A 13,086-nucleotide genomic window follows, 5' to 3' on the forward strand; every position below is an offset into this window, starting at 1 on the left:
GAAGTGTTCCATGTTCTATGCGTTTTTTATAAATCTTTTCAATATCTACATCAGTACTTCAAACAAATTGTCTATGTAACTATGCGCATAGATTTTTGAAGAAATATTCATCATGTTACTATTTTGCCCCCATTAAAATTTTGGTCTACGAAGTGTAAAACTTCCTTCCAGACAATGGTCCAATATTGTAAAATGTCTCGATGCATCAGCCTACGTCAATGCAATTTTTGGATAAACCTCAATGTACTATTTTTAGTTTGTCCATTGTTCTAAGATAAGGTTTAATTTATGCTAACGTATGATAATGATTATCAATTACGGAGGAAAAGATATGAGAAAATTAAATCGGCATATGCTCATTTGTAGCCTTTTACTACTGGTTGGAATCCTATTAACTGCTTGTGGTTCTAACATTCAAGAGACTAGTCAAAAAGAGACAGCAACAGCAGAACCAACAACACGTATTTATAAGGATTATTTAGGTCATGAGGTAGAAATCCCTGTAAATCCTGAGAGAGTGGTTTATCATGGCGAAGGATATGGGGATGTGCTCGCATTAAATATCAAAACAGTTGGTGCGGGTTTCTCCTGGATTACTGATTATGCTTGGGAAGATCGTGTAAAAGATGTGGAGGACGTTGGTTTTCCGATTAATGTAGAGCAAACATTGTCATTAAAGCCAGACCTTATTATTATTGGTACTTCTGATGATAAAACATATTCACAGCTATCTAAAATCGCTCCAACTATAGTGTTTGATACGTTTGCACCGTTGAATGAACGTTTAGCGGAACTGGGCGATATACTTAATAAAAAAGAAGAAGCAACTCAATGGATAGCTGATTATACAGAAAAAGCTGATAACATGTGGGAGTCACTTGTGGCTGATGGGACTGTTAAAGCCGATGAAACTGCATCTGTACTAACATACTATCCAGGGGATCGATTATTTGTAATGGCACGCGCTGGGCTTTCTCAAGTTTTATACGATTCAAATGTACTTAAGCCTGGTAATAAAATTCAAAAAATCCTTGATGATGGCACAGGCTTTGCTGAAATTTCCACAGAGCTTCTTCCTGAATATGCTGGCGATCGTATTTTCATCCTAACGCCAGTAGATGATGAAGCGAAACAGTCGACAAAAGAGATGATGGATAGCCCAATTTGGAAGAACCTACCTGCTGTTAAAAATGGGCATGTATATATGATTGATATTCAGAAAAGTGATAGCGATGCCTCAACTAGAGAATGGCTATTAACAGAATTACCTACTATGTTAAAAAAATAGATTTAAAGAGACATTTCATCTTTGTTGAAATGTCTCTTTACTTTTTATACAATAAAGTTAATTGATAATCATTTTCATTTAGAAAGGGTGTGAATAAATGGAAGACAATCATTCTTTTAGACATAATTTATTATTTCATTTAGAAGATATTGACTGTATTTCACAGAGCTATCCTTTTATTTGCCCATCACACCATACAATGATACTTTTTACGGATGGCTGTGGGACATTAACGATAGATGACATTCCCTATTTGGTGACCAAAGGAAAGATTTTTCTTATACAACCTCATTCTATGATCGATTTATCGAATCTAACTAATGAATTCTGTTTCTATAAAATAACCTTTTCAGCTTTCCAGCTACAGCAGGAGCTCCCTTCTCCTTATCTAGGACCAATTTTTTCTGATGAAGTGGAGCATACCGTTTATCCGAATACACGATTTATCCGTCTTACAGAAGACATGTATCAATTAAAGACCAAATCAAATTATTTTAAACAGCAAGGAGCTTTATATGAACTATTAAATTTATTATTTGAACATCAGCTTCATAACAACGCCCCATTAACTATGACGAAGGCAGTCGAAGAAACAATCAACTATATACATAAATATTTTCAACGGCCTTTAACAGTTAAAATGTTAGCTGAACTTGCTCATATCGCCCAATGGCAATATAGTTCAATCTTTCAAACTTTAACAGGGAAGAAGCCATTAGATTATATTACAGACTTACGTCTTACAAACGCAAAAGAATTATTACTACAAACTAATGTGCCATTAAAGGAAATTGCTCAACGAGTCGGATTTGATGATGAGTATTATTTTAATCGCCGCTTCCGACAGGTGATCGGTATTCCGCCAAAACAGTTTGCACGACAATATAGGCAACGAACAGTGGTAAAAGATTGGACTGGACATGAAGTCACCATCCCATCCGCCCCCCACCGGATCATTTATCACGGAGAAACCTTTGGGGATATGCTGATCTTTGATGTTCAACCAATAGGCGGTGACAAGAGGTCTATTAGTAAATCCTTTTATAAAAACCATGTTCCTTACATTCAAGATGTGGCCTTTCCCATCAATCTTGAAAAATCTTCGAAGCTAAACCCAGATTTAATTATCTTTACAAATAATGATGAGCAGCAATATCAAGCACTATCATCAATTGCTCCCACTATTACCTTAAATTCTTGGGATTCTTTAGAGGAACGCATCCTTTTATTAGGACAATGGCTTAGCCAGCAACAACGTGCAGAAGATTGGCTAGCGCGCTATAAAGTCCAAGAAAAAACAATGTGGCAACAGCTACAAACAGTTGTAGCCCCGGGTGAAACTGCAACTGTTTTGACCTTTGATCATGGACAACGCCTTTATGTCATGGGCTGTACAGGTCTATCCCCTGCTCTTTTTCATCCCGATGGATTTACGCCACACCAGCAAGTTAAAAAATTGCTTCAAGCAGGCAAGGGCTATAAAGAAATACTAATAGATCACTTACCAAAGTATGTTGGTGATCGAATCTTCCTGCTCTTATCTGATAAGCCCGAATCGCAAATGGCCACGATGGAATTGATGAATAGTGATATTTGGAAGAATCTCAAGGCTGTACAGCACAACCACTTTTATTTAGTGGACGCAACAAAATGGAATTATAACGATGCCTTTACGAGAGAAAAGTTACTTGGCGCTTTACCTAGATTATTAATTACTGCAAAGTAACATAAATTCAAGGGGTGACACTTTATATGAAGACAGAAAATATGACAGATAAAAAGACCACTCAAATATCATTAAAGGATATACGAGATTATATTGCTAAAAATCATCATCAACCTCTCACAATTGAGCATCTCGCAATTATTTCTGGTCTAAGCTCTAGCTACTTTGGAGAGGCCTTTAAAAAGGCATTTGGACAAAGTGCCACAGATTATTTAACAGAGCTACGTATTGGACATGCCAAACAATTATTACGTGATACCGACCTATTACTACGTGAGATTGCTAGAGAAGTTGGCTACAATGACGAATTTTATTTTAGTCGTAAATTTAAAAAGGAGGTTGGGGTTTCGCCTTCTGCTTTTAGTAAAATAGCCCGCCAGCGTATTTCTACCTTTTCTGTGTCCACTATTGGAAACTTATTAGCTCTTGACATTATTCCCGTTGCGGCCCCATTAAATGCTAAATGGAGTCCTTATTATTACAATCATTATCAAGACCAAATCCAAGTGCATGTGAATATATTTGATTCAGAATCAGAGGATAACTTTAGAAAATTAGCCTCAGCAAAGCCTGATATTCATATTTTTCAAGAGGAGCCCTCTCTTTCCATGCTTGATTGGCTTCAAACAGTTGGTATTAAAAGTGTATATATTGAGGCAAAGGATTGGCGAACACAACTAAGAGAAATAGCTGTTGCTGTCAAAAGGCAAAGCGTGTGCGAGCATTTCATTCAATCGTACGAACAAAAGGCATTAGAAGCAAAGCAAGAAATTAAACGAGTAACCAAGGAAGATAGCTTTGCCGTTCTACGTTTATGTGGCGACCAATTATTTTTATATTGCAATAAAGGAATTCAGGATGTCCTATTTACCGATTTGCAGCTCTTCCCTATTGATGCACAACAGCAAACATGTAACGAGCCAATTACGCTTGATCAGCTAGGAGACATAAACCCAGATCGTTTACTATTTATCGTTTGTCCAGATTCTCAGACTCGAAATTATTGGCTCACTTTACAATACCTTGATCGTTGGAAAGAGCTCCAAGCTATAAAAAATGGATATGTCTATGTTTTGCCATCAAATCCTTGGTTTGAATACTCTGCTATTGCGGTAAACCGGATGCTGGATGAAATGTTGCTTATGTTAACCGGAAAAAATCCAAACTCTTTTCCTGTTCCCGTCCATGGTATCGTATCCGATAGTGAATTATAATTCCATTTGAGAATGATTATCAACGAAAGGAGACATTGAACTACAATGACACACAATGGTCGTAATCAAACGATTATAAAATCTGTCTATATTCTGGCCACTTTCATGCTAGCTATTGGATTACTTTCTGCCTGCAATGCCCAATCAAGCAGTAAAGAAAAAAAGATAGAAACACAGGCAAACTCAGACAATATTAAAGAGCAAAGTGCTTATCCATTAACCATAAAAGATGAGGTTGGCAATGTTGTGACTTTACCAGCTAAGCCCACTAAAATATTCGCACCTGTTTTGGAGGATTCCTTACTAGCTCTTGGTATTAAGCCTACTATGCAATGGTCGAATGGAGTTAAACCACAGCTCTATTTACAGAAACAGCTACAAGGCGTACCGGAAATTAGCTTTGCCAGTGGTCCCCCATCTCCTGAAGCAATTATGGCAGACAAACCAGACTTAATTGTTTTACATAATTCCTTTTATGTTGAAAATGGCACCTATGAAAAATACGCAAAAGTTGCACCAACCTATGTGTTTAAAAATGCAGCAACTGATATAGAAGGTTCTATTAAAATGTTAGGGCAATTACTAGACGAGCCCCATAAAGCACAACACGCCATACAGAATTATCAGGAAAAGGTGGATGCAGCAAAATCAAAGCTGGCTTCCACAACGAAAGGGAAAAAAGTAGCGTTAATTCGCTTTAACGCAAAAGGGATGTTTTTCATGACGGATGAATATTTCAGTGGGTATGTATTAACACATGAATTAGGGTTTGAGCAAAGCAGCTACGTGAAGAATGGTGCGTTCGAAGTATCTTTGGAAATTCTACCCGAATTAGATGCTGATTATATTTTCCTGATCAATGATGGTAATCTTGGAGATTCATTTATAAATGAACTGAAGAACAGTCCTATCTGGCAAAGTACAAATGCCTTTAAAAACAATCAGGTATTTGAAACATCTGAGGATTATTGGCTAAATGGTGGTATTCATGCACAAGAAAAAGTGATAGATGATGTATTGGAGTTTTTAGCGCCATGACAGCAAAGAAACCCTATATAACAGAAACCAATTTTGAGTATGCCATGACGTCCTACAAGCAAGACTATCGAATATTAATTGCTAACCCAACAGACGCACCACCGGTAGATGGCTATGCCGTTATTTATGCATTAGATGGAGATGCCCTTTTCCCAACACTTGCAGAAGCAGTAAAATTACAAACGCGCAAGCCAAAAGGCTATGAGCCCATTCTTGTTATTGGGATTGGCTATCCCTCAAAGGAGCCTTTTGATATGGAACGACGCTGTAACGATTTTACTCTCCCTGTTAGTGAAGCAAAGCTGCCACCACGTCCAGATGGTACACCTTGGCCTCCAAACGGCAAAGCCAATGATTTTCTAGACTTTATTGAATATGAACTAATGCCTGCTGTCGAAAAGGAATGGTCCATTAACAAAAAGAAACAAGCCGTTGTTGGACATTCCTTAGGCGGTCTTTTCACTCTATATGCTTTATGTGAGAGACCCCATTTATTTAGTCATATTGTAGCTAGCAGTCCCTCTATTTGGTGGGCAGACAATGCGATATTAAAAGAAATGGACAGATTTTTTGGAGATTGGAACGGTCAGCATGCTATAAATCTTTTACTCACAATCGGTGCTAATGAGCTGCCCGATATGCTCGAAGGTGCTGACCTAGCGGCTGAACGAATGAAACCATTAAGAGTTAAAAATATTTATACTAATTATGTGAAGTTCGATGATGAGGACCATGTGAGCGTACTACCTTGCATGCTTAGTCGTCTGCCCCGCTTTTTAGATGGTTAGTTGAAAAGCCAAAGTGGATTTATTTCACTTTGGCTTTTTGTAACACACCTCTTCTTTCTTATTTTATCTATATATTTGGAAATCCCTTTAACAGCATGGTCTTTTTCATATTATCACAATTCCATTTATCCCCAACGAAGTGTATTTTATTGTTTTTTATAGCAGATAAAGAGTTCGACAATGGCTCTTGTTTTTAATTCCTCGATTTTATGTTATTTTTCTATCTTTTCCTACAACATCAAGCTACTTTTATATTCTCCATTCTTTGTATTCAAGTGCTTCCTATTGACTCAAGGCTGGCCGGAATATCGATGAATTTAGTATTTAGGCAAATAAAAAAACACTAGCTATTATAATTTATAGCTAGTGTTCTTATATTCTACTGTGTTCTAGGTTGAATTAATACATAGTTTGGAGCTGTTGGAGATGTAGATTCTTTCGCATAAACTATATTTCCGTATTTATCCTTCGTAAATAAATATATTTTTTGATCCTTCTGGAATATGTTTGTAGAATTTGGATCAGTGCTTGTTTGGATAGCAGTAAATGTTTTTTCAGAACTTGCATCTGATGGTTTTGTTATTTGCCCCTTACCATAAGATATTATTCCCCCACCAGGGATGTCTGTGTAATTATTGCTATCAGCTCTTTCTATAATATCTTTAATATTAGCGATTGTTAGATCACCTTGGTTCTTAGAAAGAACTGCATAATAGTAATGCTGATTCCATGTTATATCTGCATCTAAGTTTGCAATCACTCGAACCTGTTTAGAAATATTTAAGTCACCTGGGTACTGTATATCAGGTACTAATGTTGCTGAAGTAATTGTATTCACTTTTGCAGGATACTTGTATTCTGCTTTTAATTTACTGAATGTCCATTCCCCTTTATCCTTAGCTGTGGCATTGATTGTCATATCAAAGCTTTGTGTAACTTCGTTTGCAAATGTTAGTATCATTTTGCGTGGCTTCCATTCATCAATTTCGTCTACCTTGTCCTGCCACTTCCATGAAGCATAAGTAGGGGTAATTGCAGTGCCTGTTTCAGGATTCACTAATTGGAAGTCTGAAGCTTTTAATTCAACAGCCTCAGAAAAAGTTACTTCTAATGTTTTTCCATCGAGCTGTTTAACGATTGGATCTTCGACCTTCGGTGGTGTACCATCAGAAAAGAATTTATATGCCATAATCCCCGTATTATTTAGGCTTGGTGTCAAACTAATTGGTTTATTTTGCTTTTCATCATGAGTATAGATTGTTGACTCTGTACCAACTTGTACCATTGTTGAATTGTTATATCTATCTTTAACAGCAACATACAGCTCGTAATTCTCATGTGGTTCAAGAGGGGAAAGGTTAATTTCATTTGTATCCTTTCGCATAGCACTTGCTCTTCCTCTTTCGATAACCTCTTCAGCGCTTGCTGGTACTGGAACTGTGGTATCACCAGCTTTGCGAAGAATATAGTAATACGTACCAGCTTCATCTGACATAAATTTAAAGGTAGCTTTTTTATCACCTTCAGCTATTTTAATCGAAGTATTTTCAATCTTTGGTGCAGTTCTATCATCAATCACATGTTTAGTTTGTATATCTGAAACATTTCCTGAACGATCACGTAAGACCATATAAATGGAATAGCTCTTAAATGGATCTAATGGTGGGAATGTATTTGGTAAAGGAATTGTAACCTTCTGCTTTCCTAATTGTGCAGGTTTATTTCCTCCACTACCAACAATCGCAACATCCTGTGTTCCTACTTTAAATGTCGTCTCATTTAATTGGACAGCTTCAATTAAGCGTAAGCGATCATCACGCGTAAGTGTTAAATCTGACTCCATAATTAAATAATGATATGTCCCAGCTTTTGAAGCATTAAACTCTAAAAGTGTTTGATCCTTTGCATTATTAATAGCAGGCTCCCCTATAATTGTAAGCACTGGTAATTCAATATCATTATGAATATATTCAGCTGTGTTCCGCGGAACAGTATTTATAGGGATATTATTAATATTTTCAAATTCAATATCAGCTAAATCTTTAACATTCGGTGAAATAGTAACAACTAGGTTATCCCCATTTACAAAGCCTGTTAGCGATGGGATGGTGAAAATAAGTCTTTTCTGAGCTTTATTATAGACAACCTTTGTAGGATGTATCGGTAGCTGAGCACCCTGATTGACTATCCCTGTACCAGAAAGGTCATAGTTCTCTACTTTTTCAGCAGAAATAGGATCTAATTCCTCACTCACAGTTATATAAAATTCATTTTTAATCTCATCTAGTAAAACAAGTTGGCCACCAACAACATATGGAGGAACATTATCAAGCTCACTAGTTTTAAAATCCTTTACAACAGCAGGATCTACAGAGTAGTTTCCTGAATCATCCTTCATTACGACATACAGCTGGTAATCTGTTTCAGCATCTAAGCCCGTTAAGATTTCTGTTATACCTAGCTCACCAGCTTTTGCCTTTCCTTTACCTGTTGGATTAGCGACGATGTCTGCCGTTGTCGGATCAGCAGCTGTTGTTTTCTTACGTACATAGTAGTAATAATCTCCAGGTTCACTTGCTGCAAACTTGAATTCAGCCCTTGTGCCTCCGTGTAATGGTGTAACTTGTAAAGATTTTACTACTGGTGGTGTTGCATCTTTCATTTGGAATGATTGTGACACGATATCGGATGCATTTTTCGAGCCATCTACAACCATGATGTAGATGACATATTCTTTTTTCTCACCTAGATTAGATACCTTAACAGAGTTTGTGCCTTTTACTGCGGCACCACTTCCGTAAGCTATATTCTCATTTGACAGATGATTGACCATTTCACGTTTATTTGGAGCTTCTGCTCCTTTTTCACGGACAATATAATAGTACGTACCAACTTCATCTGATGTGAAGTCTGCTTGAATCTCACTGCCATTTAGCACTTTGACATTTGTAATGCTAACGATAGGTTTTGTTTTATCATCAGGATTTTGATTCTCGTTTTCATCTTTATCGATTGGTTTGCCATCTGGATCAGTAATATTGCCTATATTATCTTTATCATCAAGGAAATCGTCGAAGATATTATTTGGCGACCCATCCTTAGGTAAGATGACTTTATCGATATACGTATAATCTCCAATATCAATCTTGCCGTATACATTATCAACAAATAATGTGCCAATTCGACCATAAATATATAATTCTAGGTCTGTGCGGCTATTGTAGTTAATCCAATCAATATTTCCTGAACCGTAAATTGTTAGCGGTGTTTCAGTATTGAGATTTAACGTGCCAATATAACCTTGAATTTCAAATTCGCGAACACTTCCGATAATATCTACACGTGGTAGTTTCATATTGGATTCGATTTTTGTACCTGTTTGTGAGACGACTAGTCTTGAAACGGTACTGTTATAAAACTCAAGATGTTTTTCAACATTTTTCATTTCCTGTTTTTCGTTAGACCAGTTGACAAAAGGCTTGTCTTTATCAGGATTTTGATTCGTCCAATTCTGAAGATCGTTTGTCGAATTATTAATGGATGAATCGTCGCCCTTAGAATTATCAGGATCTGACCAGTTGATAAATGAGATATTGTTACTTGCCACACGTCCAATTGATAAAGGCTGATTGTTTATAGCACCTAAATGTAATGGTGGACGAACTGTTTCATTGACAAACATAGTCCCAGTCATCTTTAGATTATTAAATTCAATATAATTACCATTCACCTCAATGGTAGCTCCTAATGAGCCATGGTCCCCATCAAAATCAAGGAAATCCTTGCTTGTACCACTAGCATTTATAGTTAATTTAGAAATGGATAGAATCTTCTTACTAGAAAGATTCCCTTCAATATAAGCACCCTTTAAGACTGGTGCATTATAGTCGTTAAAAATATGTGACAAATTTTCTGAAACTGTATAAGCTTTCCCATTTATATAAACGGCATCATCATCAACACTTGTGATTTTATAAGATGTTTCATTATTTTTTTTCTCTTGTGAACGGACAACAAAAGAAGCAAACTGTCCGCGATTTACAGGATCAAACGGTGAAAATGTTACAGGCGTTGTGCCTTCCGTAATATTCAAATCAATTAGTGTTTGAATATAGATTGCATTGCTTGATTTGCTATCTACATCTTTAAAAATATTGTTGTAACTAGGAGAAACCTCCAGATGGAATGCTAACACTAATATTTTCGCTAATTCGCCGCGAGTCATTACCTCATTAGGCATAAATGTGCCGTTTGAATAACCAGACATAATGCCTGCATTTTGTAGTGCAGCCACTGACTTATAAAATTCGCTCCCTTTCGGCACGTCTTTATAATAAGGATCTTGGACATTTCTAGTATCCAATTTTAAGGCTGTAGCCAGCATTTTTGCTGCTTGTCCACGAGTTACATTGACATCTGGTCGGAAGGTATTATCGGCAAACCCATTAATTACGCCCTGAGAATAGAGCTTTAATATATCGTTATAATGAACCGAGTATTGGTCGATGTCTGTAAAGGGAGAAGTAGCCGCTGCCGCTTTTTGTGGTGAAGGCACTACAACCGCAATCCCACTTGAAGCAAATACTGTTGCAATCAATGCTTTATTTACTTTTTGGATTTTAGATTTATCCATTCCACTCTTCCTTTCACTTATGTATTTTGATACGTACAAATATCATTTTCATCATACCCTTTATATCGACCAAGAACAGTTGAATCTTCATAGATAAATCTAAAATAGTCAAGTAAATTTATTGATACACATAGTAGTTCCATACAAGTCTTACTGAAAAAATTTCCTATGGCATTTTCCAACAACAAAAAAGCCAAGGAGCATCGGTGCTCACTTGACTTTCACGATATATAGGCATACATCTAGTCGTACTTGTGGTGTCATAAGGGAAAGGGGGATAACCTTACGTCTGGTCAAGTCGATCGAGAGATGTGACCCGAATTACATATCATCTGAACAGGATTTATAGTCATTTGACGAATGACTTACAAATAGCTTGCCCAAATGTTGTTTGCATTAAACAATTACCCCAAAATCAAAAATATAAGCTTATTTTAATTAATTTTTACTTTATTTTTTACAGCAACCTTAACTTGATTACGTCCAGCTTGTTTCGCTTCATACAAGGCTCCATCCGCCGCTTCAATCAATGTCTCGGGCGTAGCTGCCATTTCAGGATATAAAGCTATACCTGCGGATAATGTTACTGGTCTACCACAAGGGCTATCCGTCTCAGCTAAATTTCCCCGTAATTGTTCCGCTACTTGCTCAGCCTCTATTACTGTTGTGTTTGGCAGAAGCATCACAAATTCCTCACCACCATAACGACAGCATACATCCCCTTCTCGCGCTACAGATTGCATATGTTTTGCTAAAAACTGCAGGACCTTATCGCCAACAGCATGACCGTATGTGTCGTTCACGCTTTTAAAGTGATCTAAATCTAGCAAAATGATGGCATGTGGTACCCTATTCTCAAACCACTCCGCCAGCATAGCATCCATCGTTCGTCGATTGGTAACACCCGTTAATGGATCTACAGTTGATTGATCCTTGAAAAATGTAACCTGTCCATGTAAAAACGATAGACTACGAATTAAGACATACTTTAACGAATAGGCTTCAAAGTACCAACCACTGACAGATTTTAAACCTTCTACATTTTTCTTATCGAGACTTTCTTCTGTTAACATCGCTAATTGTTGTAAAGGATTAGCAATACGAGCCGCTGCCCAAAGTACAATGACAACTGAAACGATCATAAGCGGTACAGATTTAATAATAACTTCCTGCACTCTATCGAAGGAAGGAGCCAGTGCTACTTCTAAAGGCTTCTGCGCGACAACTCCCCAACCTGTGGAGGACACTGAACTAAAACCAGCAAGCATTTTCACTCCTTTTGTGTTGTCAACGATTTGAACCCCACTCTTACCAGACATCACAGCCTGAACGACTTTATTTTTTGTGACAACATCATTGATACGGCTTGGGTCCTGATGATAGATAACGCGTCCATCTGAATCTACAACATATACATAGGAGCCATCCTTACTATAATGTTCTCCTAATAACGTTTTAAAGGCATTTGGTTCTTTTAGATAAATCGTTCCTGCTACCATCCCTAAATACTCGTTAGATGCTGAAAATATAGGATGGGAAATAAAAATAATAAGACGCCCTGTCATCGCTTCGTACGGCTTAGAAACAAGTGGTATTTTTTTAGCTAATGCCTCTTGAGCGCCAAGAGATGTTAAAACCTCACCTTTAATTTCAATGGAGGGAGGTGATACGGATAAGACAAGTCCTTCAGCATTTGTTATGACGACTGAATTAAACATTTCATTTTGTAATCTGAGACGGTCTGTTTCCCTATTTAAAATTTGCTCATCACCTAAATTTTCGCTCACTTGATTGGCACTATAGCTTAAAATTTGAAAGGCTTCATGAAGATAGGCATCTGCGGTTGAAGCCAATTTTTGCGCATACACATGATTTGTTTCAAGTGTATTTTCCTTTATGGAGTCAACATTCATTCTGTACCCGCCCCAAACACTACCTATGATTGTAAAGAAGAATGCAGCCATAGCTACTCCCATAATTAAATGCTTTAATTTTAATTGAAGTGATTTCATTACTTCCCACCTAAATGTGTTAGTATGTTTATAATTTTTAACAATTAGTGCCTATAATAAGCAACAGCTCATCTTGAGAAAAGGAAATTCCTGAAGAAACACCTTCCCTTAAACACTAGAACATATCTCTAGGATTGTATCAATAATGAGAGGTGAATAATATGGATATACAGTAAACTTTCTCTCTCTAACAAGTCCATCCCCCTTTGCTAAATTTTCTGATATTTGACAACGATTATCTGACAGTTGATTAGTCATCTAAATTCGGAATTTTTTTACTTTTATTGTTATTCTGACATATAAAAGTAGAACTGTTTATTCTATAATAAAAATAACATAGGCAAGGGAAGTTCCATTCTGTTATAATACTGATTAAAATTAAATATT

Annotated in this window: 7 protein-coding genes; 5 read left to right on the forward strand and 2 right to left on the reverse strand. The window is 36.8% G+C overall.

Annotation, left to right across the window (positions count from 1 at the left end; translation table 11 throughout):
• Positions 1 to 331: 331 nt before the first annotated feature.
• From ACOZBY_RS19555 to ACOZBY_RS19575, 5 genes are all read left to right on the forward strand, one after another.
• The gene (locus tag ACOZBY_RS19555) at positions 332 to 1,288 is read left to right on the forward strand and encodes an ABC transporter substrate-binding protein (RefSeq protein ID WP_099806266.1); all 957 of its coding nucleotides are present in this window, start codon (positions 332 to 334) and stop codon (positions 1,286 to 1,288) included.
• A gap of 97 nt (positions 1,289 to 1,385) precedes the next feature.
• Entirely contained in the window at positions 1,386 to 3,014 is a 1,629-nt protein-coding gene (locus ACOZBY_RS19560) for an AraC family transcriptional regulator (protein ID WP_422762613.1), read from the forward strand.
• Between the two features lie 26 nt (positions 3,015 to 3,040).
• The gene (locus ACOZBY_RS19565; RefSeq protein ID WP_422762614.1) at positions 3,041 to 4,228 is read left to right on the forward strand and encodes an AraC family transcriptional regulator; all 1,188 of its coding nucleotides are present in this window, start codon (positions 3,041 to 3,043) and stop codon (positions 4,226 to 4,228) included.
• A 45-nt stretch (positions 4,229 to 4,273) separates the two neighbouring features.
• A complete protein-coding gene (locus ACOZBY_RS19570) occupies positions 4,274 to 5,266 on the forward strand; it encodes an ABC transporter substrate-binding protein (RefSeq protein ID WP_422762615.1) in 993 nt (330 codons plus the stop codon).
• Positions 5,263 to 6,054, forward strand: coding sequence for an alpha/beta hydrolase (locus ACOZBY_RS19575; RefSeq protein WP_099806270.1), 792 nt, complete (start codon positions 5,263 to 5,265; stop codon positions 6,052 to 6,054). The genes ACOZBY_RS19570 and ACOZBY_RS19575 overlap by 4 nt, the downstream gene beginning before the upstream one ends.
• Before the next feature lie 379 nt (positions 6,055 to 6,433).
• On the opposite strand, the gene ACOZBY_RS19580 is transcribed toward ACOZBY_RS19575, so the two are convergent.
• Positions 6,434 to 10,687: an S-layer homology domain-containing protein gene (locus ACOZBY_RS19580; RefSeq protein ID WP_012292468.1), complete on the reverse strand. Its 4,254-nt coding sequence runs from the start codon at positions 10,685 to 10,687 to the stop codon at positions 6,434 to 6,436.
• Positions 10,688 to 11,121: 434 nt separating this feature from the next.
• The gene (locus ACOZBY_RS19585; protein WP_422762616.1) at positions 11,122 to 12,699 is read right to left on the reverse strand and encodes a sensor domain-containing diguanylate cyclase; all 1,578 of its coding nucleotides are present in this window, start codon (positions 12,697 to 12,699) and stop codon (positions 11,122 to 11,124) included.
• Between the last annotated feature and the right edge of the window lie 387 nt (positions 12,700 to 13,086).

It is taken from the genome of Lysinibacillus sp. NPDC056220, from assembly GCF_049315265.1.
Lineage (GTDB): Bacteria > Bacillota > Bacilli > Bacillales_A > Planococcaceae > Lysinibacillus > Lysinibacillus pinottii.